This window comes from Georgfuchsia toluolica (assembly GCF_907163265.1).
Lineage (GTDB): Bacteria > Pseudomonadota > Gammaproteobacteria > Burkholderiales > Rhodocyclaceae > Georgfuchsia > Georgfuchsia toluolica.
Window position 1 is genome coordinate 2,434,243 of record NZ_CAJQUM010000001.1, and the last position, 23,205, is coordinate 2,457,447.

Genomic DNA, 23,205 nt, shown 5'->3' on the forward strand with positions numbered 1-23,205 from the left:
CGGTCGAACTCCGGACCTACTCGGCAATCGTTCCTGATTCCGCTTGCTTGAGCGCAAACGCGATCTGCCCCTCCATATATCTCGCCTTCTTCGCAGCACAACATCCTTTCGTCATTGCGAAAATTGGGTCGGAATTGCAGTTCAAGACGGTTCTGATTTCTGGGTCAGCCTCAGTCTCAACCCTTGATGCTGATCAGCGGCTCCAGACGTGCCGCGATCCGCGCCAGGCCGGCATGCTCGGCCGCTGCGACGACGGCGCCGACATCCTTGTAGGCGAGCGGCGCCTCCTCGGCCACGCCGCGCATGCTCGGGCTGCGGATCAGGATGCCCTTCGCCCTCAGTTCGTCAACCACGGTCCGTCCATTCCAGCGCCTTGACGCTTCGTGTCGGCTCAGGCTGCGACCGGCGCCGTGGCAGGCGGAACCGAAGGCATTTTCCTTGTCGCCCGCGGCGCCGGCCAGAATGTAGGAAGCGGTGCCCATGCTGCCACCGATCAGCACCGGCTGCCCGGTGTCGCGAAACTGCGGCGGCAGATCAGGATGGCCCGGCCCGAAAGCGCGCGTGGCGCCCTTGCGATGCACGAACAGGCGGCGTTTCAAGCCGTCGACAGCATGCGTCTCTTCCTTGCAGGTGTTGTGGGACACATCGTAGAGCAGCGTCAATCGGCTGTCGGGGAATAATTCGCGAAATGTTTCGCGCGTCAGGTGGGTCAGGATCTGCCGGTTGGCAAGGGCGCAGTTGGCGGCGGCGCGCATGGCGCCCAGATAACGTCGTCCCAGGAGCGAGTCGAGATGCGCGCAGGCCAGCTCGCGGTCGGGAAGACCGATCCCCGCCTGGCGCGCGCCCTGCAACATCTCCTTCAGGTAGTCGGTGCCGATCTGGTGGCCAAGCCCGCGCGAGCCGCAATGAATGCTGACCAGGATGTCGCCCGCGCGCAAGCCGAATGCCTCGGCGATATGCCGGTCGAGAATTTCGGTCACATGCTGGACTTCGAGATAATGGTTCCCCGATCCCAGTGTTCCCATCTCGTCGCGCTGGCGGCGCTTGGCGCGCTCGGACACCTGTGCCGGATCGGCGCCGGCCATGCAGCCATGTTCCTCGGTGCAGTCGAGATCCGCGGCTTCGCCGAAGCCGCGCTGCAGTGCCCACTGCGCGCCGCCGCGCAGCATGGCATCCATTTCCGGCGGCGCCAGCGGGTACTGCCCCGTGCTGTAGACCCCGGCGGGAATGCGCGCAAACAGCGAATCGGCCAGTCTGGTCTTGACCGGCTCGATGTCGTGCCACGTCAGGCCGGTCCGCAACGTGCGCACGCCGCAGGAAATGTCGAAGCCGACGCCGCCGGCGGAAACGACGCCGCCCTGTTCGGCATCGAATGCCGCAACGCCGCCGATCGGGAATCCATAGCCCCAGTGCGCGTCTGGCATGGCGTAGCTCGCCTGGACAATGCCGGGCAGCATCGCGACCTGGGTCGCCTGCTGGTAAACCTTCTCGTCCATCGCGGCAACGAGTTCGACCGATGCGTAGATGACGGCAGGGACGCGCATGCGGCCATACGGCGCGACAACCCATTCGAACTCCGAGCGTCGCTGCAGCTTTGAGATGTCCATGGCCGGGCCGGCTATCGCATCAGCGATTCAATTGCCGCAGCTGCTCATAGAGCTTGCGCTGGGCGGTGGACAGGTGCTCGGGAACTAAAACGCGGAGCCGCAGCAGCAGATCGCCGCGTCTGCCGCCGCCGAAGTGCGGCAGCCCCTTGTCCTTCAGCTTCAGTATCGTTTCGGGCTGCGTCCCCGGCGGCACCTTGACCTTTGCCAGGCCATCCAGCGTCGGCACATTCAGTTCGGTGCCGAGAACGGCATCGGACAGAGGCAGTTCTTCCTGCCGCCACAGATCGGCGCCCACCCGCTCGAAGCGTGGATCGGGCAGGGCATGAACCACTACGAAGAGGTCGCCCGGAATTCCATTCGCTCCGGGTGGCGCCAGGCCGTGGCCGGGAATGCGCAATACCATGCCCTCCTCGACGCCGACCGGAACCTTCACCGTGAGCGTCTCGGCGCGCTGCACCTGACCATGACCATGGCATTCATGGCAGGGCTCGTCGATGAACAAGCCGCGCCCGCCGCAGGCCGGGCAAATCGTCACGCGCTGGAACATGACGCCGCCTTCGCGGCTGCTTTTTACCTCCTGGCCGCTGCCGTGGCAGCTTGCACAGGGACGCGGCGACGTCCCCGCCGCGGCGCCGCTGCCCTTGCAAGCCGGGCACTGTACCGGGCGGTCGATGCGCACCGGTTCGTCGCCGCCGCTGACGACGCGTTCGAGCGGAATGCGCAGCAGGGTTTCGAGATTCTCGCCATGCGGCGGCCCCGCGGCACGCCGGCGGCCGCCAAAGAAGTGATCAAAAATGCCGCCGCCGAAATCGAAGCCGAGTCCGCCGAACAGGTTGTCGAAGTCGATGCCGCCGAACAGATCCTCCGGCCGCATGCCCTTGATGCCTTCAAAACCGCCGGCGTCGTAGTCGGCGCGCTTCTTCGGGTCGGAGAGCACCGCGTAGGCCTCGGCAATTTCCTTGAAACGCTCGTCGGCCCCCGGTTCCTTGTTGCGGTCAGGATGGTATTTGAGGGCGAGTTTGCGAAAGGCGTCCCTGATGACTTTGGCATCGGCTTCACGGGGTACGCCGAGAACTTCGTAGTAGTCGCGCTTGGCGGCGGCGTTGATGGCGGCCCTCGTGTTCTGGCATCAATCAGTGGAAATCAGCATCGACGACACGGCCACCGGGGCCAGCGCCAGTGGGCCGCGCCTCCCCTCCTGCGGAGACGTTGGGCGCAGCGTTCGGCGCATTGTCGTCAGAGCCCGACGGCTGGTTCTGGGCGTAAATCGCCGTACCAGCTTCCTTGAGCAGGCGGCGCAGCAATTCGGCCTTCTCTTTCACCAGCGCCACATTGTGCTTGCCACAGACCTCCCTGGTCTCGCGCCGGGCCTGTTCCAGTTTTTCCTTGAGGTCGGCGGTCAGTTTGTCGGAGAAATCCGCCACCAGCTTTTCGACCTGGTAGCACAGGCTGTCGGCATCATTGAGTATTTCCGCATCCTCACGTCGCTTCTTGTCGGCCGCAGCATATTTCTCGGCTTCCTGCACCATGTGTTCCTTGACGTCCCGGGAGAGCCGCGTCGAGCCGCTGATGCGCACCGACTGGCTCTTGCCCGTCGCGGTATCCCTGGCTGTGACGTTCAGAATCCCGTTGGCATCGATGTCGAAGCTCACCTCGATCTTTGGAATCCCGCGCGGCGCCGGCGGTATGCCGTCGAGATTGAATTCGCCAAGGCTGGTGTTGTCGGCGGCCATGGCCCGCTCGCCCTGGTAGACATGGATGGTAACTGCGGTTTGCAGGTCGGCCGCGGTCGTGAATGTTTCGGTCTTCTTCACCGGCACCGGCGTGTTGCGCGCGATCAGCGCCGTTGCCACGCCGCCCAGCGTCTCCACCCCAAGGGTCAGCGGCGTCACGTCCACCAGCACGATGTCGCCTACCTCGCCGGTCAGCACGCCGGCCTGGATGGCGGCGCCGCAGGCGACGCACTCCATCGGATCGACGCCCATCTCGGCCTTGCGGCCGAACATTTCCTCGAAGAAGGCGCGCACCGACGGCATGCGCGTCGGTCCGCCGACGAAGACGATGCGGTCGACCTGCTGCGCACTGATGCCGGCATCGTGCAGCGCCTGTTCCAGCGGCTTGCGGCAGCGTTCGATGACGGGCCGCACCAGCCGTTCGAGTTCGGCGCGTCCGAGGTCCATTTCCAGGTGCCTCAGTTCGCCGCCAACGACGCCGATATAGGGCAGGCTCAAATGCGTGGTGACGCTTGTCGACAGTTCGATCTTCGCGATCTCTGTGGCTTCCATGAGCCGCGCCGCCGCTTTGGGATCGTCCCGCACGTTGATCCCGCTCTGCTCGGAGAAGCGGTGCGCCAGCGCGTCGAACAACGTCTGGTTCATGTCGGTGCCGCCCAGGCGCGTGTCGCCGCTGGTGGCCTTGACCTCGAACACGCCCTTGCCGAATTCCATGATGGTGACATCGAGCGTGCCGCCGCCAAGGTCGATGACGGCGATGCGCAGCTCCTGGCCGGCACGGTCCAGCCCGTAGGCCAGCGATGCGGCGGTGGGCTCATTCACCAGGCGCACCACCTCCAGGCCGGCAATCCCGGCGGCATCCTTGGTGGCGCTGCGCTGGTTGTCGTCGAAATAGGCTGGCACGGTCACCACGGCCTTGGTCACGGTTTCGCCGAGAAAGGCTTCGGCGTCACGCTTGATCTTTTGCAGCAGGAAGGCGGAAAGCTGCTCCGGCGAAAACTCGCGGCCACGCAGCCGGATATGCTCGCGCGCGCCCATCCTGCGCTTGAAGGCGGTCGCCGTTCCCTCGGGATTGGCAGCGGCCTGGCGCCGCGCCGGCTCGCCAACCAGCATCTGGCCATCTTCCGTGATCGCGACATGGCTGGGAAATGCCTTGCCGCCTGAACTTACACCTTCGGCACTGGGGATCAGCACCGGCCGGCCGCCGCGCAATACTGCCGCCGCAGAGTTGGAGGTCCCCAAGTCGATGCCGATGATTGTCATGATCGCATCTCCTTATCTGATCTTGCCATCGACTGACCCGGCAGGCCGGTATGGCTGCCCCATACGAGCCTTATCCCGTCGCGCATGTGGCTATTCATGAAATGAGCTCTATTATCGGTTGGCCATCGGGACTCAAGGAACCTCAGCGCTTCCAATGCACCTGAACCAAATTCTCATCGTGGCCATACTTGAGTTCAAGGTTGCCCTGATAAGCATGACGGACGGCTTCGCCGATGCCGCGCGCCAGATGGACGTCGGTGGTGGTGACCAATACCGCGCCCTCCTCGTCGGAGATCGCCATGATCCTTTGCAGCGGATGACTGGCTTTCTCCTGCTGCTCAACATGACGCACGAGATTGAGGATTTCTTCGCGGTGTTGCGCGAGGAACTCGCCTTCAAGCCTGACATACCCGGCAGCGATCGCGTCCCGGATACGATGGCAGGCCGGGCAAACCACTTCGTGCGCCTGGGCCGGCTTCGGCAACCAGCGCCACCTGCCTTCCTGATAAACAGCGCCGCACTCCGAACATATTGCAGGTTCAGGCAGCTTGCCGCGCGACTTGTAGCTATCGTTGACATGCTCCTGGAGCGGTTTACTTTGGTAAACCGGCTGAACACCCGGTATTGCGATCTTGGCGATTTCCTTGGACATTTTCGTGACTCCTTATCAGCAACAAAGCTACGGTCTGATAACAGTAATTGCGCCCTCTCGGGAGGGATTGCTGGCGGGTTGCCTCAGACTGCTCCCGCTTGTTAACAGAGATTTCCCGCAAATTCATCGAGCCTCACAGTACCGACGAGGCGACCATCGCCATCCAATACCGCAATCGCCTCGTCCTTGTCTGCCTGAAGGCGCCGCAACCTCTCGGCATCACTTTCTTCCGCATTTGCAGTGGGTATTCCCGGCCATGAAATATCACCTGCGGTCAACACGGGTGGGATCAAGCCCTGCGGCAATGACATGCATAACAATATCGTTCGCACTAACAAGGCCCAGAGGGACAAGCTTGCCATCGACCTCATCGGTGACAAGAAGCTCCATCCTGCCTGATTTGCGCATGACTCTGCTTACCTCGAACAAGCTGGCTTCCCGATGTACATGCGTCAGTTTGTGATTGATGATTTCGTCACCGGTCACGGTGGTTTGCAGGATCGTAATCATTCGACCTTCCAATCGCGATTTATCAGCAGTTACGCCATAAACGCGCAAAAAACATTCCCTGCACAAAGCTTGAGGCATCCAGCTGGCAACTCTATATGTTCTATTTATTACTGTTCTTCTGCTGCGGCAACAACTCGTTGCAGGTCAGTTGATGAATATCATTAAATTGCCGTTTTTCATCGCCGAATTCCGCCATGCAAAGACTTGGGCGAAAGCTTGGGCTCGCTCGTATTTCCACGCGACCTGTTTCCCGATCTATCGGATCGACAAGGTCCGGCGCGCCGACTCCATCGTGTTTGACCGGCAGCAACTCGAATACCTGAACTTCATCGAGAAATTCCACTGTACCTGTTGCGCCTATGGCACCGGGCTGATCGCCTATATCGGCGAGATCGTGGCGAGAACCGAGCAGTATTTTTGTCCGATCAAGCACGCACGCAGGATGCTCGGCATCCATTCGCGCTATGCCGGTTTTCTCGACTATGGAGATGCTGCTGACTATGAGGCCAAACCTGGGGAATTCAGGGCTGCGCCCGCCAAAAAAAGTTGAATGGCCAAGGGATGCGAAGTCGATGCCATTGACCGTCGTCAGACGGCTGCATAAGATGATGCCGTCAAACAGGTATCCGTGGCAAATGACATGACTGAAATCAAACCCCTTGAAGCGCAGCAGCTCTATCGCCGCTGCGACCCCGGTCTGCTCGATTTCGAAACCACCGGGCAACTGGATGACGGTACCGACATGGTTGGCCAGTCGCGCGCTGCCGATGCCGTGCAGTTCGGCATCGACATCAAGCGCCCCGGCTACAACCTGTTCGTGCTCGGCGCGCCGGGCAGCGGCCGCCATGCGCTGGTGCGGCGCTTGCTGGAAACCAAGGCGGCCGCCGAACCGGTGCCCGACGACTGGTGCTATGTCAACAATTTTGCCGAGCCCGACAAGCCGCGCCTGCTCAAGTTGCCGGCGGGGCGGGGCGTGCAACTGAAACAGGACATGCAGCAGTTCGTCAGCGAACTGCCGACCGCCATCTCCGCCGCCTTTGAAAGCGACGACTATCGCAGCCACGTCGAGGCAATCCACGACGAATTCAAGAAGCGCGAAGAAACCGCGCTGCGTGAACTGGGCGAAGACTCGGGCAAGCACGGAATCGCCCTGCTCGGCACACCTCAAGGTTTTGCCTTCATGCCGATGAAAGATGAGCGGACCATACAGCCCGATGAGTTTTCCGGCTTGCCCGAGGAGGAGCAGGAGCGTTTTGGCGAGCTGATCAGGCAATATGGCGCGCGTTTGCATAAACTGATGCAGCAGTTCCCGCGCTGGCGGCGCGAAATGCAGGGGCAGATCAGGAAACTTTCGCGCGACACCATGAGTCTCGCGGTAGGACATTTGATTGACGACCTGAAGGAGCACTACACCGACCTGCCCAACGTGCTCGAATTCTTCGATCAGGTCTGGCACGACGTGCTGGATATCGGGGCCAAGATGCGCGAGGATGGCGCCGAAGGCGAAACGGGCGGCGCCGAAGCGACCGGCGGCATCTCGGCGCAGCGTTATCTCGCCAACCTGCTCGTGGATCATGGCAATGCGCGTGCTGCGCCAATCATTTACGAGGACAACCCGACCTACCCCAATCTGGTGGGGCGGGTCGAACAGGTCGCCCACCTCGGCACCCTCGTCACCAACTTCACCATGATCAAGCCCGGCGCGCTGCATCGCGCCAATGGCGGCTATCTCATCCTGGATATCGAGAAAGTGCTGAGCCAGCCCTATGCCTGGGCCGGACTCAAGCGCGCGTTGAATTCCGGCCGGGTGAGCATCGAGTCTCTGGGCCAAATGATCGGCTGGGCCGGTACCCAGTCCCTGGAACCGGAAGCCATGCCGCTCTCGATCAAGGTGGTGCTGGTCGGCGAACGCCTGTTGTACTACCTGCTCAAGGAATACGACCCCGAATTCGAGGAACTATTCAAGGTCGCGGCGGATTTCGAGGACGCCGTCCTGCGCAGCGCGGACAATGTCCGCCTCTACGCCCGCCTGATCAATACCCTGGCGCGCAACAACCAGGTTCACGCCCTGACACGGGACGCCGTGGCGCGCCTGATCGAGCATTGCGCGCGCATCGCCGAGGACGCGGAACGCCTCTCATCGAGTACGCGGCGCATCACCGACATCCTGCATGAGGCGGATCATTTCGCGGCCAAGGCCGGACACGCCGCCATCCAGAAAGAGGATATCGAGCAGGCGCTGGCCGCCCAGCGCCGCCGTATCGACCGGATCCCGGGAAAAGTGCAGGAAGCGATTCAGCGCGACATCCTGCTGATCTCGGTCGAGGGCAGCCAAGCCGGCCAGGTGAATGGCCTGGCCGTGATGGATATCGGCGAAACCCTGTTCGGCCACCCGATGCGCATCACGGCAACGGCGCGCCTGGGCGACGGCAAGATCATCGACATTGAACGCGAAGCCCAGCTTGGCCGCTCGATCCACTCCAAGGGCGTCATGATTTTGTCATCATTCCTGGGGCAGCGCTACACCGGCAATGCGCCGTTATCGCTCAGCGCAACCCTGGTGTTCGAGCAATCCTACGGCCCTGTGGAAGGCGATTCCGCTTCGCTGGCCGAGCTCTGCGCGCTGCTCTCGGTGCTCGCCGCCGCGCCGATCAGGCAAACGCTGGCGCTCACCGGTTCGGTGAACCAGTTCGGGCAGGTGCAAGCCATCGGCGGCGTGAACGAGAAAATCGAAGGCTTTTTCGACGTCTGCAAGGCGCGCGGGCTCAACGGGGAACAAGGCGTGCTGATCCCGCAATCCAATGTCAAGCACCTGATGCTGCGCGAAGACGTAGTCACTGCCTGTAGTGCGGGGGAATTCCACATCTATGCCGTGACCGACGTCGATCAGGCCATGGAGCTGCTGACCGGGATGCCGGCAGGCGCCCTGGACAAAAATGGCGTAGCGCCCGAAGGCAGCATCAACCATCGGGTCGCCACGCGGCTCGCCGAATTCGCCAGGCAGCGCCGCGACTTCTCGGCCAATGCAAAGCGATCGCCGCGCAAGCGCGCGAAACCGGATGCAGCATGATTTAGCAGTAACCGCGATTGCCTCGCACCAATGAAAGACAAACCATGCTGACGCTTGCCGCGCTCACCCTCAAAAAAACGATCACACTTTTTGCATTGGCCGGACCCGTAACCATGATCCCGATTTTCCTTGCCGCGGCGGAAGGGCTGGATTCGCCCGGGAAAGCCCGTTTCGCGCGGACGATAGGGCTCAGTGTGACGGTTGCATTATTGATCGCAGCCTTTCTGGGCATGCCACTGCTGGGGCTGCTCGGCGTATCGCTCGGCGCCATGCAGATAGGTGGCGGAATCATTGTCCTGCTGCTGGCGATTGCGATGGTGCTGGGTCAGGAAACCAGCTTCAAGGGTTTGCCCATCGCCACGAACCAGGGGCGCGTAAAGGAAGCCTCGATTGTTCCCTTGGCGATACCCCTCTTGGCGGGACCTGCCGCATTCAGCTACGTCATGAGCAACAGCGAATGGCATGACTACGCCGACCTGATCCACGTCGTAGCGCCGATTTTCATCGTCGGCATCGCCTGCTGGATCACCTTTCATATTGCATGCCAAGCGGAAAATGAAATCCGGCAGTCGACCCTGGATATCGTGGAACGCGTCAGCGGTTTCATCCTTGCGGCAATAGCCGTCGAAATGATAGCCACCGGTTTGCGCGCCCTGTTTCCCGTTCTCGCGCCCGGTTGACACCTGTCCCTTTTGCCATTTCAGCGGAACGTCACCGCGTCAGGCGTTCCCCAACCCTTGCCCCTTCATACCAGGCGAGTAGTGCCTGCGCCTCGGCCTCGTTGGTCGTCCGGTGCCACTCATCATCACCATCATGGTGCTTGAAATAAAAGTGCCTCACGGCGAGGGCATTGAAGCGCTGCTGCAAATTGTTCCCGTGTTCCTGAGCTATGTTCTGAGCTTCATCCACGTCGGCATCTACTGGAACAACCATCACCACTTGCTGCATGCAACCGAGAAGGTGACCGGCGCAGTGCTGTGGCCGAATCTGTATTTGCCGTTCCGGCTATCGCTGTTCCCGTTTTCTGCAGCAGGCCATCATCTCCGCGCAGGGGCCGGCGTCAGTGCCAGATGTATGTGATCGATCCGTAGGATTGCCGGTGGCTAACAGACTCGACCATCGGGGTTGCGGATTGCAGGGAAAACGTTAGCGAAGACCGTGACCAGCCATAGGCAATACCCACCACTGGAACGACTTGAGTTTTTCGCAGCTGCGTATTGTTGCCCGGCGCATCGCTCCCGATGCCCGTATCACCGACGATGCGGTCGGCCGAAAAACCCGCATAGGCAAACCAGCTGTTGTTGATCGCGATCGGATCGCCGCGGCGCCCATTGAGTCGGGCGACTGTTGGAAAACTCCTGCCTAAATCAGTACCGTAGCGTGCAATCAAGGTAACGCCAACGGAGGATTCTCGATTTCCCAATGCCCCACCGCCGAGTGCCACGACATCCCCGCCTGTGCGTCCATTTCCTGAATCGGGCCAGTGGTAGCGCCATGCTCTATATGCATCGATTGCTACGAGCGGCTTGTTTCTCCCTTGGCTACTCCAACCTTTCGGCCGAGTAGTATTCAACATGCGGTGTATAAAACGTTGCATCTGGGCTGCCCCCGAGGCGGGGCCAAGTACACCAAGATCAAGCGCCAGCAGGTCAGCAACGTCATCATGTACGTATACATTGGCTGAGCGGAATATCAATCCGCCGACATAAGGCACATCGTTCGGATCCGGAATGCGCTGTTCAATCGCATGCGGGGTGATCATTATCTGGCCTAATGAAGAGGAAGCCAAAGTAGGCTTTGGCATGCCAAGCCAAGTCACCGTCGGATCGAGCAACAAAGACGAATCCACAGCATTTTCGTTCGGGGATGGCATTCGAACGCGCGAAAGGAAGATTCCGTTCGTATAGCCGTCCGCCTTACTGCCCGCGAAGTTGTGATTCTGGACTGTTACCGCATTTAGGCTCTCTTCTGCAATGGCATTGTCCGCATTGCCCAAGGCGGTTATGGCTGCAACCAACAAATTCATGTAGCCGAATTGCCTAAATCGAATTGACGTCATCTTATGATTCAGTTCCGAATAAATCAGCCAAATTGGATTTTAGCAATTCTGCGCATTTCGAGGGTGTATTGGATCACGTAGCCAAAATTTTATGTCAGTCAAACAACGTCGCACCCCTTGGCAGAGCACCTGCTGTGTTCCAAATATTTCCGCGCGATTCTTTAATGACGGATCGCATGCTCTTGAAAGCGCAATTTGCAGATTTGAAGCCGTCTGATTCATCTCCGAAAGCGGCCATCCAAGGTCGGCAGCATGAAGGGCAGCGCAGGGCACTTATGCAAAGCTTTACATAAGGGCATAATTGAAGCATGGATGGTTAAATGCACGGAGCAAACACCCGTAAAACTTATCGCATTGCAGCCTGCCATCAGGAATCAACTTGCACATGCATGACAGCCTGTCACCTTCTCACTGGGTACGCCGTTTCGCGCCGCTGATCTCGCAAGGCGGCATCGTGCTCGACCTGGCCTGCGGCCGCGGCCGCCATGCGCGTCTGCTGGCAGCGAAGGGCTTTCGCGTCGAAGCGGTGGACAGGGATGCGGAAGCGTTGGCGAGTCTGGCCGGCGTAGCGGGGATCACGGCCCGCATTGCAGATCTGGAAGGCGGCCCGTGGCCCTATGCCAGCGGTTATTTTGACGGAGTTGTCGTCACCAACTACCTGTTCCGGCCATTGTTCGACGCCCTGATCGGCGCGCTCAAGCCGGGCGGGGTGCTGATCTATGAAACCTTCATGATTGGCAACGAATTGGTCGGCCGGCCCGCGAATCCGGAATTCCTGTTGCGACCGGGGGAATTGCTGGACCTGGTGCAGCCGGCGCTGACCGTGGTAGCCTTCGAACAGGGCCGCATCGACAGCCCCAGACCCGCCGTCGTGCAACGCATCTGCGCCATTACCGGCGCTGCCCCCGCCTTGCTGCCACAGGCAACCTAAGCTGGCCGAGCCGGAACCCAACAGGGCCGCCTCCGATCATGCACTTGGTCTCTTGGCCGGAAAAGCGAATTGAAGGCCCACCCCACCCATCCGCCCCTCAAGGGGCGGCTACTGATTGGCCCGCTTCGCTCGATATTCTTCGCCAATTCTGCCAAGACTTGAGTGGTAAGAGACTAAAAGGTTCAATATAGCGGCTGTCCATCCGAGCGAAGCCCTCATTCACTCAATGAACATCCTCATCACCGGCGGTACCGGCTTGATCGGCCGCGCGCTTTGCGCGGCCCTGCTGCGCGACGGCCATGCGCTGACGGTGTTGAGCCGCAGGCCGCAAACGGTGGCGGCGAAGTGCGGGCCGGCTGTGCTCGCCCTCGGTTCGCTCGCCGAGTGGCCGCCGGAACAGCATTTCGATGCCATCATCAATCTCGCCGGCGAACCCATCGTCGATGCGGCATGGACCGCCGCGCGCAAACAGCGCTTATGGGACAGCCGCGTCAGCCTGACCGAACAACTGGTGCAGCGCATCGCGGCGGCACGGCAGAAGCCGGCCGTGTTGTTGAGCGGTTCGGCGATCGGTTACTACGGCGACAGCGGCGATACCGAGCAGGATGAGACAGGTCATGCCGGAACCGACTTCGCCGCGAAACTTTGTCTGGCTTGGGAGGCCGCCGCGCAGAAAGCTTGTCCGGCCGGTGTGCGGCTGTGCCTGTTGCGCACGGGCCTGGTGTTCAGCGCGGACGGCGGTATGCTGGCAAAAATGCGGCTGCCATTTGCGCTCGGTCTCGGTGCCCGGCTCGGTAATGGCCGGCAGTGGATGAGCTGGATTCACATCGACGATTACGTTGCCATCGTGCGTCTGCTGCTACTCCATACCGCTGCCGAAGGCGCGGTGAATATGACGGCGCCGAGGCCGGTGACGAATGCCGAATTCACCGCCGCGCTGGCGCATGCGCTGCATCGGCCGGCGTTTCTCGCCGCACCCGCAGCGCTGCTCAAGCCGCTGCTGGGCGAACGCTCGGTGCTGCTGTTCGGCGGGCAGAAGGTGCTGCCGCGCAAGGCCGAAGCGCTGGGCTATCGCTTCGCTTATCCAACGCTGGCGGATGCGCTCGAAGCCCTGTTTGGGACTACAGGCTGCTGAAATAATGCTCCGCCGCCGCGACAGTGGCGACGATGTCGGCATCACTGTGCACGGCAGAAACAAAGCCCGCTTCGTAGGCCGAGGGGGCGTAGTAGATGCCGGCTTCGAGCATGGCGTGATAGAAGCGGTTGAAGGCTTCCTTGTCGCAGGTCATGACCTCGGCGTAGGACGCGGGCGGTGTCGCGGCGAAGTAGAGCCCGAACATGCCGCCGACCGATTGCGCGCAGAATTTCACACCATGTTTTTTGGCGGCGGCGGTAAGTCCTGTGACCAGTGATGTTGTGCGCCTGGCGAGATTTTCGTAGAAGCCGGACGCCTGAATCTTTCTGAGTGTGGCAAGACCGGCGGCAACCGAGAGCGGATTGCCGGAAAGCGTGCCGGCCTGATATACGGGGCCGAGCGGGGCGATCTTTTCCATGATGTCGCGCCGTCCGCCGAAGGCGCCGAGCGGCATGCCGCCGCCGATCACCTTGCCAAAGGTCGACAGGTCGGGTTTGATGCCGTACAGGCCCTGCGCCGATTGCGGGCCGACGCGAAAGCCGGTCATTACTTCGTCGAAGATCAGCAGCGCGCCATGTTGTGTGCATAACTCGCGCATCGCCTGCAAAAATTCCGGCTTTGGTGCGATCAGGTTCATGTTGCCCGCGACCGCCTCGACGATGACGCAGGCGATCTTGCCACCGTGGGTGGCAAAGGCGTCGCGTAATTGCTGCGCATTGTTGTAATCGAGCACCAGCGTGTGCTGGGCGAGATCGGCCGGCACGCCGGAAGAAGAGGGGTTGCCGAAAGTCAGCATGCCCGAGCCGGCCTTGACCAGCAGGCTGTCGGCGTGGCCGTGATAGCAACCTTCGAATTTGACAATGGCATCGCGGCCGGTGAAGCCGCGGGCGAGGCGGATCGCGCTCATCGTGGCTTCGGTGCCCGATGAAACCAGACGCACCAGTTCCATGCTCGGCACCAGTTTGACGAGCAGCTCGGCGAGTTCGATTTCAGCTTCGGTCGGCGCGCCAAATGACAAACCATTGGCCGCCGCTTCCTGCACTGCCCGCACCACGTCGGGATCGGCATGGCCGAGGATCAGCGGGCCCCACGAGCCGACGTAGTCGATGTAGCGCTTGCCATCGGCATCCCAGGCATAGGCGCCGGCGCCCCTGGCAAAGAAACGCGGCGCGCCGCCGACGGAACGGAAGGCGCGCACGGGAGAATTGACGCCGCCCGGCGTGGTGGCCTGGGCGCGGGCAAAGAGTTGTTCGTTTTTGGTCATATTAAAACCTTAAAGACTTCGGCTACAGAGGACACAGAGTCCACAGAGAAAACCACTTCAAAAAATCACGCAGATTGGTTTTTGGTTTTCCTCTGTGTTCTCTGTGAACTCTGTGGCTAATGGGTTTTGTTTCAAAACAAGTCTTGATATTCCGCCGCTCGCGCAGCGATGTTCATGGTATCGAACAGATCGGTGATCACGGCCAGCATGTCGGCGCCGGCCTCGATCACGCTGCCAGCGCTACCGAGTGTAATGCCGCCGATGGCGGCAATGGGAAGACCGAAACGCTTCGCCTCCGCCAACAGCGAGAGTGGCGCATTCACCGCATCAGGCCGCGTTCGCGAAGCGAATACCGCGCCAAAGGCGAGGTAATCGGCGCCTGCCTGGGCCGCGGCTGCGGCGCGGGAAAGCTCGTTGTAACAGGAAACGCCGAGAATCTTGTCCGGCCCCAGCAAACTGCGCGTCGCGACAGGATTGCCATCATCACGGCCGATATGCACGCCGTCGGCGCCGATCTCCAGCGCCAGGGCGAGATCGTCGTTGACGATCAGCCTGGCGCCGGCGGCGCGGCAGATGCGCAGCAGCTCGGCGGCCTGCGCCCGGCGCAGTGGTGGCGCAGCAGTCTTGTTGCGATATTGCACCAGCTTGACGCCGCCCTTCAACGCCGCGCCCACCATGGCGGAAAGCCGCGGCAGCAAATAGTCGTCGGGCGTTACGGCATACAGGCCGCGCAGTTGATCGCGATCGCGCATCTCAGCCGGCATAAAAATCCCGTGAGCGCAGCGAGCAAATAGTCACCCCCGCCCACGGGGGTCGAGGCGTGGTTTCGCAAAGCACCGCTTTGCGCCGTCGAGACGGGCGAGCCATGCAGGGCGAGCCCTGGAGCAGGGCAGGGGGGTGGGCACATTTTTTTGCCCAAGGGCCCAACGGGCCCGTCTGGGCAAGGGAGGAAGATGATTTATTCATCATCCTCCCTTGCCCAGAAAAAGCGGTCGGGGATGTACTGCCCCATGCCGGGACGAAAGCCGTTGGCGAGCGTATGCCAGGTGTATTCCTGCGCTTCGAAAACGGCTTCGCCGATTTCGATGCCGCAGGCCAGATTGGCGGCGATGGCCGAGGCCAGGGTGCAGCCCGAGCCGTGATAACTGCCGGGCAACCGATCCCATTTGTCCTCGCGCACCTGGCCGCTCGCGCCGTAGAGAGTATTGACAACCTGCGGCGTGTTCTCGTGCGTGCCGGTGATCAGCACATATTCGCAGCCGCTCTTGAGCAACTGGTGCGCACAGGCCGCCAGGAGCGGCTGGCTATCGTCGTCGTCGTCCTGGGCCAGGCGCCGCGCTTCCAGGCTATTCGGGGTGAGGATGGTGGTCTGCGGCAGCAGCAGTTCGATCATGGCCTCGACCATTTCCTCGTCCGACAACTGGTCGCCGCGCCCCGAGGCGAGCACCGGGTCGAAGACAAGCGGAATGTCCGGGTAATCCGAGATGATTTCGGCAATCGCGGCGATGGTCTCGACGCTGCCCAGCATACCGATCTTGAAAGCGGCGACCGGCATGTCTTCGAGCAGGGCGCGGGCCTGATCGGCGACCCAGTCGGCATCCACCGCGAAAGCGGCTTCGACGCCGGCGGTGTCCTGCACGGTGATGGCGGTAATGACCGAGAGCGGATGACAGCCCATGCTCGACAGGGTCATCAGATCAGCCTGAATGCCGGCGCCGCCAGTCGGATCCGACGCCGCGAAGGTGAGGACCAGCGGAGGTTGGAAGTCGTCGGAAGCCATGGCGGGTGCCTGCGGTAAGATGTTGCAATTCTATATTAGAGGCGCAGTCGGGATGGTGCCGCGTTTCAACAAGGGATGTTTGGCGACAATGCGACGAGATGATGGAAATATGAAATGAGCCAACGTCCGCTTGATGGCATGAAAATCATGGTGATCGACGATTCGAACACCATCAGGAGGAGTGCGGAAATTTTCCTGCTCCAGACCGGTTGCCGCGTAGTGCTGGCCGAGGACGGTTTCGATGCGCTGGCCAAGATCGCCGACCACCAGCCGGACGTGATTTTCTGCGACATCCTGATGCCGCGTCTCGACGGCTACCAGACCTGTGCCCTGATCAAGAAAAACCCGCGTTTCGCCGCGACTCCGGTGATCATGCTATCTTCGCGCGACGGCCTGTTCGACCGCGCGCGCGGCAGCATGGCCGGTTCCGACGAATACCTTACCAAGCCGTTTACCGCAGCCAGCCTGATTGCAGCAGTCACCGCGCAAACCCACCCCGGCAAGCCAGCATGACGCAGCCCGATTTCCAGCAAATCGAGGCGGAAAAAACGCAGCGTGTCGGCGCGGAGACTGGGTCGCGATCGCTGCTCGGTTTCGAATCCGGCGGCGAGCACTGGCTGGTCGATCTCACCGCAGTAGGCGAAGTGTTGCCGGTGCCGGCCCTCGCCGAGGTACCGCTGACCAAGTCCTGGTTCCGTGGCATTGCCAACATTCGCGGCACACTCTACAGCGTGACCGATCTTGCCGCCTTTCATGGCGCCGATCCGACGCCGGCCACTATGCAAACGAGATTGCTGCTGGCCGGCCCGCGCAGCGGCAACGTGGCGTTGCTCGTGTCCAGCACACAGGGGCTCAAGGCGCTGGCGACACTGGAAGTTTTACTCCTCCCCAATGGGCATGCACCCGTGCAACCCTGGCGCGGCGAACGCTATCGCGACAGCGCGGGCCGAACCTGGATGCATTTGCTGCTGCCCGTGCTGCTGGGCGCCAGTGAATTTCTCAATATCGCGAATTGACGGAATCTGCTCATGGAAATCGACCTCAATCTCGACGAACCTATTGATGCTCCTCCTGATGGCGGCTTGCCTGAAGCACCGAAGCCGTCACCCAAGGCGCAAGCAGAACCCGCCGCAGCGCCGGCGAAACGTTTGCGTCTGCCGCTGAGTTTTCAATTGCAGGTGCTGGCAGCGCTATTCCTGATGTTCCTGGCCTGTGCCGCTTATTTTGCCGTCACCGACAGCCGTGCTGCGGCCAACCGGGCGGCGCACCTGAGCCTTGCCGGCGAAATCGGCGTGCTGACTGAACGCATGGCGCGCCTCGCCCCACCGGCGGCGCAAGGAATGGCATCCGCCCAGCAGGAATTGAAGGCGGCGCGCGCGCGCGAAGCGAAACTGCTGGCGCTGCTCGACGGCGGCGGTGAACTCGATGGCAAGACGGTTGCGCCCGCCGTCGAAACGCTGCGCACCACGCTGGCCGCCGTACAAACCTGCTGGGCGGCGTATGACAAGACTTTGCCGGGCGTGGCGGCAACGCCGGGAACAAACCCGCCCGACGGAATGCTGGAAGCGAACCAGAAATATGCCCGGCTGAGCGAAGCCGTGATGCAGTTGCGGCTGGGTGCGGACGATGCCCTCAACCAGCCCGCGCGCAATCGCGCCCTGATTGCCGGACTGGGTTCGCTGGCGATGCTGATGCTGGTGCTGTTCTTCCGCGTCTTCAATGCCGATGTCACGGCGCGCCAGGCCTTGCTGGCGCAGCAGCGGCGCTCGGCGGAAGAAGCCAATGCCGCAACGCAGGCCGCGATCCACCGCTTGATGGACGAGATCAGGCATCTTGCCGATGGCGACCTCACCGCGCGCGCCAGCATCGGCCAGGACATCACCGGCACGATTGCCGAAGCGATGAATTACGCCATCGCGGAACTCTCGGTGCTGGTCAGGCGCATCAACGACACGGCACACCGCGTCGCCACCGCTACCGGCGTGGCGGCGCGCACTTCGGAAGAATTGCTCGCCGCGAGCGAAGCCCAGTCGCAGGAAATTCGCCGCGCCGGCGGCCAGGTGCTGATGGTGGCGCAGTCGATGCGAGAGGCGTCGGGCAAGGCCGAGCAGTCGGCCGGCGTCGCGCGCCAATCGCTCGATGCCGCCAGCAAGGGCGCGACGGCGGTGGCCGCTTCGATCAGCGGCATGGATGGCATCCGCGGCCAGATCCAGGAAACCTCGAAGCGCATCAAGCGCCTCGGTGAATCATCGCAGGAGATCGGCGAAATCGTCGAACTGATTTCCGATATCACCGAACAGACCAATGTGCTGGCCTTGAATGCCGCCATCCAGGCCGCTTCGGCCGGTGAAGCCGGGCGCGGCTTCAGCGTGGTGGCGGAAGAAGTGCAGCGCCTGGCAGAGCGTTCCGCCGCCGCGACGCGCCGCATCGCAGTGCTGGTGAAGACAATTCAGTCAGACACGCAGGGTGCGGTAGCGGCCATGGAAAATTCCACGCAGGGCGTGATCGAAGGCGCACGCCTGTCGAATGCGGCAGGTGATGCGCTGGCCGACATTTCGATCGTGTCGCGCCAGTTGACTGAACTGATCGAAGGCATTTCGAATGACACGCGGCAACAAGCCGAAGTGGCGACGCAGGTGGCGCGAGCCATGCGCGAAATCCTGCGCATCACCGAGCAGACCGGCAACGGTACGCGCAGCACGGCGCTCTCGATCGGCGAACTGGCGGAGCTGGCGGTGGAATTGAAGAACTCCGTTGCGGGATTCAAGGTATGAAAAGCAGGTTCAAGATTCAAGGCTCAAGGGTCACGGAACCCCACTTGCATCTTACGCCTTGCATCTTGAACCTATGAACCTTGAACTCGACATTGGCCCGCTGTCCTGGGTCAAGGAAGAAATCGAACTCGCGCTGGGCCGTGCCGCCGAGCTGCTGCAGAAATACGCCACTCACCAGGATGCGGCGCTGCTCGCCGGGGTGCGCACCCACCTGCATCAGGCGCATGGCGCTTTGGCGGTGGTCGGACTGGACGGCATTACCGAGTTCGCGCGCGCCATCGAGCGCCTGCTCGATGCGCTGGCGCAAGGCGCGGCGTCCTGGTCACCCGCCCTTGGCGAAGCGGCGCAGGAAGGCATCGCCAGCTTGCGCCAGTATCTCGACGAGCTGATTGCCGGGCTACCCGATCAAGCGCTGCGCCTGTTGCCTGTCTATCGCCGCCTGAACGCGGCGTCCGGCACGCAGGAAACGGCCGCCGCCGATCTGTTCTTCCCCGATCTCACGCAGCGTCCGCCGAAACGCGCAGCCGGTTCAACGCAGCTCGACGAGCAGGCACGACAGGCACGGCTCCGGGCGGCGCGGCTCGGCTTCGAACGCGGCCGGGCGAAGTGGTTGAAGCAGGATGCAAGCGGAATACGCGACATGCGCAACTCGACCGCCATGATCGAGACGCTGCAGGAGCAGCCGGCGGCGCGCGCTTTCTGGTGGGTAACGCTGGCCTGGTTCGATGCCCTGGCCTTGGGTGGCATTGCCGATGACGATGCGGCGCGGCGTCTGTGCGGGCACATTGACGAGCAGGTGCGCCTGCTGCGCGATGGCGCTCAGGCGGTGCCCGAGCGCCTGATGCGCGATGTGCTCTACGACGTTGCCATGGCCGCCGTCAGCAATGAGCGCATCGATCTGGTGCGCGCCGCCTATCGTTTGCGTGAGTTGGTGCCGGTCGAGGCCACGGCGGGCGATCCGCGCGAAGCGGCCCTGCGCGAGATGCGCGAGCGTCTTGGCAGCAGCGTCGACGACTGGGATCAGTTCTGCGCCGGGGCGGCGATTGCCCTGCCGCGTTTCCACGAACAAAGCGCGCAACTGCTGACGCTGGCGCAACAATTGGGGCATGTCGATCTGGCGCGGCTGGTGGCGGCGCTGGCCAATGCCGCCAATCTGCTGCGCAAGAACCCGCTGCTACACAGCGATGCACTGGCCGGCGAGGTGGCAACGGCGTTGTTGCTCACCGAGAACGCAGTCAATCGATTCGATGCGCTCGATGGCGGCTTCGTTGCGCAGGTGGATGCGCTGACCGGACGCCTGAATGCATTGCAGCGCGGGGAAACGCTGCCGTCCCACGAATTGCCCGCGTTGCAGGCGCTCGCGCAGCGCGCCGGCAACCGCAGCGTCCTGCGGCAGCGAGGACGCGACCTGCGCGACGACCTGCGCCAGGTCGAACGGGCGCTCGACGTCTTCTTCCGTGACAGCGCCAAAGCCGAAGCACTGGCCGGCGTCGCCCAAACCCTGCAACAAATTGCCGGCGTGTTCGAGCAGCTTGGCCAGCCGCGCGCGGTGCAAGTGACACAGGAGTGCGCCCGGCGCATCGGAACATTCCTTGTTCCCGGTCACGAGCGCCAGCCCGGCGAGTTCGAGGAAGTGGCAAGAAAAATTTCGGCGCTCGATTTCTTTGTCGAACAATTGCAGCGCGGCCCGACCGACCTCGATGCCCTGCTTGCGCCGCCGCCGCTGTCCACATCCGGCAGCGAAACTGCACCCGCACCAGCGGCGGCGGGGATTCCAGGCGGTGCTGTCGCCGCCGAGTCGGTGACAAACGAAGCCGCCCGGCTCGCGCATGCCAACGCCGAGGAAGTGGATAACGAACTGCTCGCCGTTTTCATCGAAGAAGCAGCGCAGGCACTCGACACCATTGGCATACAGCTCGGTGGCTCGATGACCAGCCCGGCCAACCCCGAACCCCTGTCCATCCTGCGCCGCTGCTTTCACACTTTGAAAGGCAGCAGCAGCATGGTTGGCCTGATGGATTTCGGCGAAACCGCGCACGCCGTCGAGACCGTGCTTGAGCGCCATCTGCAAAGCGGGGGGCCGGCCACACCGGAGCTGCACGAAATGGTGGATACGGCGCGGCATGTCGTCTCCGACTGGATAGGGAATTTGCAACGCGGTGCGGGCACACCGGATACCACGTCTTTGTTGCGTCAGTGCGAAGCCATCCGGCAACAGCCGGCGCAGCATGCCGAGGCAGTTCGCACCAAACCGCCGGCAGTCGCGGATATGGAGCAGACCCGAGCAAAATCCCAGACTCTGCTGCCCGTGTTCCTTGAAGAGTGCGCAGATCTGATTCCGGCCGTCGCCGCCGGCTTCAGCTGCTGGCGCAACGAAGGCAAAAGCGGAGCCGAGTCACTGCAACGCATTCTGCATACGATCAAGGGCAGCGCACGCATGGCCGGCGCGGTCGATATCGGCGAGACCATACACAACATCGAGACCCGTATCGCCGCTGCGCAGGCCACGGCAGTTGTAACGCCGGAGCTGATCGATGAACTGGAAACGGGGTTCGATCGCATCGTCAACCGGATCGGCGCCTTGCGCGCGGCGCCGGAGGCAGGCGCGGAAGCACCGCAGCCGATGCTGCGCGTGCCGGCTGGGCTGGTCGACACCATGGTGAACGAGGCGGGCGAGATTGCGATCGCGCGCGCGCACATCGAGGGCAGCGCAAAATCGTTGCGGGCTTCGCTCGGTGACCTGACGGAAAACGTGGCGCGCCTGCGCACGCATTTGCGCGAACTGGAGATTCAGGCCGAGTCGCGCATACAGTCGAATGCGCAGTCACATGGCAGCGAGGAGAGTATTCAGGAATTCGATCCGCTCGAAATGGATCGTTTCACGCGCATGCAGGAACTGACGCGCATCCTCGCCGAGGACGTGAACGACGTCGCCACCGTCGAGCACGGCCTGCTGCATGACCTGGATCAGGTGGATGCCGCGCTGACGCAGCAGGCCCGCCTTGCGCGCGAACTGGCACAGCAGCTGATGGGCGTGCGCATGGTGCCATTCAGCACGATTGCAGAACGCCTGCGGCGGGTGCTGCGGATGACCGCCGGTGAAGCCGGCAAAAAGATCGGGCTGGTCATTGAAGGTGGCGCGGTCGAACTCGACCGCTCGGTGCTGGAGCGAGTGACGGGGCCGCTCGAACATCTGCTGCGCAACGCCGTCGTGCATGGCATCGAGACGGGCGACCAGCGCGCCGCGGCCGGCAAGCCGGCGCAGGGCGAAGTGCGGCTGGCGCTGCTGCAGGCCGGTAACGAGGTGCAGATCAGTGTCGGCGATGACGGTCGCGGCCTCGATTACCCGTGCATTCGGGACGAAGCGGTCAAGCGCGGCCTGCTCGGCGCGGATCAGGAAACCAGCGAAGCGCAACTGGAGCAGCTGATATACCGGCCCGGTTTCACCACCGTGACCCGCCTCTCGGAAAGTGCCGGACGCGGTGTCGGCCTGGATGTGGTCAAAAGTGAGATCGCGGCAATGGGCGGCCATGTCGACGTCAGGGCGCAAGCGGGCCGCGGCACCACTTTCTCGCTGCATCTGCCGCTGACGCAGGCGGTGCTTCCTGTCGTGCTGGTGAAATCCGGCAGGCGCACCTTTGCCATTCCGGCATCGATGGTAGTGCAGGCCAGCGACATGAAAGCCGAGGCGATGGTGCAATTGCGCTCCGCTGCCGAGCTGGAGTGGCAGGGTCAGCGCCTCGCCTTGCATTACCTGCCGCGCCTGCTGGGAGACAGTGCGACCCAGCCGCTGTTGCAGCACCGCCATTGGGTCTTGGTACTACGCGGTGGCGTGCAGCAGATTGCGCTGGAAGTGGATGCGCTGGTCGGCAACGAGGAAGTGGTAATCAAGAACATCGGCCCGCAGCTGGCGCACGTGCCGGGCATCAGCGGAGCCACCGTTCTCAGCCATGGCGAGGTGGTGTTGATCGTCAATCCGCTGCTCCTGGTCAACGCACAATTGGCGCAAACACAACCGCGCGCTCCGGTGCCGGTAGCTGAACCGGCGCCAGCCGCATTGCCGCCGCTGGTGATGGTGGTCGATGATTCGCTCACGGTGCGCAAGATCACCGGCCGCCTGCTCGACCGTGCCGGCTATCGCGTGATGACGGCGAAGGATGGCGTCGATACGCTGGAACAGTTGGCCGAGGCGGTACCCGCTGTGATGCTGCTCGATATAGAAATGCCGCGCATGGACGGGTTCGAACTGCTGCGCCGCCTGCGCGCCGATGCGCGCTTCAAGTCGCTGCCCGTCATCATGATCACCTCGCGCATCGCCGACAAGCACCGCAACTACGCGCTGGAACTCGGCGTGAATAATTATCTCGGCAAGCCCTACGACGAAGCGGAGTTGCTGGCGATGATCGCGGGATTCATCGCCAGATGAT

Annotated in this window: 19 protein-coding genes; 10 read left to right on the top strand and 9 right to left on the bottom strand. The window is 62.3% G+C overall.

The window, feature by feature from the left end; translation table 11 throughout:
- Positions 1-176: 176 nt before the first annotated feature.
- From K5E80_RS11520 to K5E80_RS11540, 5 genes are all read right to left on the bottom strand, one after another.
- Positions 177-1,607, bottom strand: a complete 1,431-nt coding sequence (locus K5E80_RS11520; RefSeq protein ID WP_220636290.1) for an RtcB family protein — start codon at positions 1,605-1,607, stop codon at positions 177-179.
- 19 nt (positions 1,608-1,626) lie between these two features.
- Positions 1,627-2,715 (bottom strand): DnaJ C-terminal domain-containing protein, encoded by a 1,089-nt coding sequence (locus K5E80_RS16765; protein WP_281420342.1) that lies wholly within the window; start codon positions 2,713-2,715, stop codon positions 1,627-1,629.
- A gap of 25 nt (positions 2,716-2,740) precedes the next feature.
- Positions 2,741-4,603 carry a molecular chaperone DnaK gene (dnaK, locus tag K5E80_RS11530; protein ID WP_220636291.1) on the bottom strand — a complete coding sequence of 621 codons (1,863 nt, stop codon included), beginning with the start codon at positions 4,601-4,603 and terminating at the stop codon, positions 2,741-2,743.
- A gap of 142 nt (positions 4,604-4,745) precedes the next feature.
- The gene (locus K5E80_RS11535; RefSeq protein ID WP_246590960.1) at positions 4,746-5,255 is read right to left on the bottom strand and encodes a BCAM0308 family protein; all 510 of its coding nucleotides are present in this window, start codon (positions 5,253-5,255) and stop codon (positions 4,746-4,748) included.
- A gap of 264 nt (positions 5,256-5,519) precedes the next feature.
- Positions 5,520-5,765: a CBS domain-containing protein gene (locus tag K5E80_RS11540; RefSeq protein ID WP_220636292.1), complete on the bottom strand. Its 246-nt coding sequence runs from the start codon at positions 5,763-5,765 to the stop codon at positions 5,520-5,522.
- Between the two features lie 151 nt (positions 5,766-5,916).
- Here K5E80_RS11540 and K5E80_RS11545 point away from each other — a divergent pair, with 151 nt between their 5' ends.
- The 4 genes from K5E80_RS11545 (at position 5,917) to K5E80_RS11560 (ending at position 9,915) form a co-directional block, all read left to right on the top strand.
- Positions 5,917-6,315 carry a hypothetical protein gene (locus K5E80_RS11545; protein WP_220636293.1) on the top strand — a complete coding sequence of 133 codons (399 nt, stop codon included), beginning with the start codon at positions 5,917-5,919 and terminating at the stop codon, positions 6,313-6,315.
- 90 nt (positions 6,316-6,405) lie between these two features.
- Positions 6,406-8,835 carry a Lon protease family protein gene (locus K5E80_RS11550; protein WP_220636294.1) on the top strand — a complete coding sequence of 810 codons (2,430 nt, stop codon included), beginning with the start codon at positions 6,406-6,408 and terminating at the stop codon, positions 8,833-8,835.
- A 44-nt stretch (positions 8,836-8,879) separates the two neighbouring features.
- Positions 8,880-9,515 (top strand): MarC family protein, encoded by a 636-nt coding sequence (locus K5E80_RS11555; protein ID WP_220636295.1) that lies wholly within the window; start codon positions 8,880-8,882, stop codon positions 9,513-9,515.
- Between the two features lie 112 nt (positions 9,516-9,627).
- Positions 9,628-9,915 carry a TMEM175 family protein gene (locus tag K5E80_RS11560; protein ID WP_246590961.1) on the top strand — a complete coding sequence of 96 codons (288 nt, stop codon included), beginning with the start codon at positions 9,628-9,630 and terminating at the stop codon, positions 9,913-9,915.
- Here K5E80_RS11560 and K5E80_RS11565 read toward each other — a convergent pair.
- Positions 9,896-10,861 carry a lipid A deacylase LpxR family protein gene (locus K5E80_RS11565; RefSeq protein ID WP_220636296.1) on the bottom strand — a complete coding sequence of 322 codons (966 nt, stop codon included), beginning with the start codon at positions 10,859-10,861 and terminating at the stop codon, positions 9,896-9,898. The two genes, K5E80_RS11560 and K5E80_RS11565, sit on opposite strands and share 20 nt — an antisense overlap.
- A 418-nt stretch (positions 10,862-11,279) precedes the next feature.
- On the opposite strand from K5E80_RS11565, the gene K5E80_RS11570 reads away from it, so the two are divergent.
- Together K5E80_RS11570 and K5E80_RS11575 are read left to right on the top strand one after the other, a co-directional pair.
- Positions 11,280-11,825 (top strand): class I SAM-dependent methyltransferase, encoded by a 546-nt coding sequence (locus tag K5E80_RS11570; RefSeq protein ID WP_220636297.1) that lies wholly within the window; start codon positions 11,280-11,282, stop codon positions 11,823-11,825.
- 226 nt (positions 11,826-12,051) lie between these two features.
- Positions 12,052-12,960: a TIGR01777 family oxidoreductase gene (locus tag K5E80_RS11575; protein WP_220636298.1), complete on the top strand. Its 909-nt coding sequence runs from the start codon at positions 12,052-12,054 to the stop codon at positions 12,958-12,960.
- On the opposite strand, the gene hemL is transcribed toward K5E80_RS11575, so the two are convergent.
- From hemL to thiD, 3 genes are all read right to left on the bottom strand, one after another.
- Positions 12,947-14,224, bottom strand: coding sequence for a glutamate-1-semialdehyde 2,1-aminomutase (gene hemL, locus K5E80_RS11580; protein WP_220636299.1), 1,278 nt, complete (start codon positions 14,222-14,224; stop codon positions 12,947-12,949). The genes K5E80_RS11575 and hemL overlap by 14 nt on opposite strands.
- A gap of 131 nt (positions 14,225-14,355) precedes the next feature.
- Positions 14,356-14,988 (bottom strand): thiamine phosphate synthase, encoded by a 633-nt coding sequence (thiE, locus tag K5E80_RS11585; RefSeq protein WP_220636300.1) that lies wholly within the window; start codon positions 14,986-14,988, stop codon positions 14,356-14,358.
- A gap of 194 nt (positions 14,989-15,182) precedes the next feature.
- The gene (thiD, locus tag K5E80_RS11590; RefSeq protein WP_220636301.1) at positions 15,183-16,004 is read right to left on the bottom strand and encodes a bifunctional hydroxymethylpyrimidine kinase/phosphomethylpyrimidine kinase; all 822 of its coding nucleotides are present in this window, start codon (positions 16,002-16,004) and stop codon (positions 15,183-15,185) included.
- Between the two features lie 114 nt (positions 16,005-16,118).
- Between thiD and K5E80_RS11595 the strand changes: the two genes are divergently transcribed.
- The 4 genes from K5E80_RS11595 (at position 16,119) to K5E80_RS11610 (ending at position 23,204) form a co-directional block, all read left to right on the top strand.
- Complete coding sequence (locus K5E80_RS11595) at positions 16,119-16,517, top strand: response regulator (protein ID WP_220636302.1); 399 nt, start codon at positions 16,119-16,121, stop codon at positions 16,515-16,517.
- The gene (locus K5E80_RS11600; protein ID WP_220636303.1) at positions 16,514-17,020 is read left to right on the top strand and encodes a chemotaxis protein CheW; all 507 of its coding nucleotides are present in this window, start codon (positions 16,514-16,516) and stop codon (positions 17,018-17,020) included. The genes K5E80_RS11595 and K5E80_RS11600 overlap by 4 nt, the downstream gene beginning before the upstream one ends.
- A gap of 12 nt (positions 17,021-17,032) precedes the next feature.
- On the top strand, positions 17,033-18,778 hold the full coding sequence (locus K5E80_RS11605; protein ID WP_220636304.1) for a methyl-accepting chemotaxis protein: 1,746 nt from the start codon (positions 17,033-17,035) through the stop codon (positions 18,776-18,778).
- A gap of 73 nt (positions 18,779-18,851) precedes the next feature.
- The gene (locus K5E80_RS11610) at positions 18,852-23,204 is read left to right on the top strand and encodes a hybrid sensor histidine kinase/response regulator (RefSeq protein WP_220636305.1); all 4,353 of its coding nucleotides are present in this window, start codon (positions 18,852-18,854) and stop codon (positions 23,202-23,204) included.
- The last annotated feature ends 1 nt before the right edge of the window (position 23,205 follow it).

Bases quoted from the DNA above. Each gene is read 5' to 3' on its own strand.
- K5E80_RS11520 (WP_220636290.1), bottom strand. From the start codon at position 1,607: ATGGACATCTCAAAGCTGCAGCGACGCTCGGAGTTCGAATGGGTTGTC.
- dnaK (WP_220636291.1), bottom strand. From the start codon at position 4,603: ATGACAATCATCGGCATCGACTTGGGGACCTCCAACTCTGCGGCGGCA.
- K5E80_RS11535 (WP_246590960.1), bottom strand. From the start codon at position 5,255: ATGTCCAAGGAAATCGCCAAGATCGCAATACCGGGTGTTCAGCCGGTT.
- K5E80_RS11540 (WP_220636292.1), bottom strand. From the start codon at position 5,765: ATGATTACGATCCTGCAAACCACCGTGACCGGTGACGAAATCATCAAT.
- K5E80_RS11545 (WP_220636293.1), top strand. From the start codon at position 5,917: ATGAATATCATTAAATTGCCGTTTTTCATCGCCGAATTCCGCCATGCA.
- K5E80_RS11550 (WP_220636294.1), top strand. From the start codon at position 6,406: ATGACTGAAATCAAACCCCTTGAAGCGCAGCAGCTCTATCGCCGCTGC.
- K5E80_RS11555 (WP_220636295.1), top strand. From the start codon at position 8,880: ATGCTGACGCTTGCCGCGCTCACCCTCAAAAAAACGATCACACTTTTT.
- K5E80_RS11565 (WP_220636296.1), bottom strand. From the start codon at position 10,861: ATGAATTTGTTGGTTGCAGCCATAACCGCCTTGGGCAATGCGGACAAT.
- K5E80_RS11570 (WP_220636297.1), top strand. From the start codon at position 11,280: ATGCATGACAGCCTGTCACCTTCTCACTGGGTACGCCGTTTCGCGCCG.
- K5E80_RS11575 (WP_220636298.1), top strand. From the start codon at position 12,052: ATGAACATCCTCATCACCGGCGGTACCGGCTTGATCGGCCGCGCGCTT.
- hemL (WP_220636299.1), bottom strand. From the start codon at position 14,224: ATGACCAAAAACGAACAACTCTTTGCCCGCGCCCAGGCCACCACGCCG.
- thiE (WP_220636300.1), bottom strand. From the start codon at position 14,988: ATGCCGGCTGAGATGCGCGATCGCGATCAACTGCGCGGCCTGTATGCC.
- thiD (WP_220636301.1), bottom strand. From the start codon at position 16,004: ATGGCTTCCGACGACTTCCAACCTCCGCTGGTCCTCACCTTCGCGGCG.
- K5E80_RS11595 (WP_220636302.1), top strand. From the start codon at position 16,119: ATGAGCCAACGTCCGCTTGATGGCATGAAAATCATGGTGATCGACGAT.
- K5E80_RS11600 (WP_220636303.1), top strand. From the start codon at position 16,514: ATGACGCAGCCCGATTTCCAGCAAATCGAGGCGGAAAAAACGCAGCGT.
- K5E80_RS11605 (WP_220636304.1), top strand. From the start codon at position 17,033: ATGGAAATCGACCTCAATCTCGACGAACCTATTGATGCTCCTCCTGAT.
- K5E80_RS11610 (WP_220636305.1), top strand. From the start codon at position 18,852: ATGAACCTTGAACTCGACATTGGCCCGCTGTCCTGGGTCAAGGAAGAA.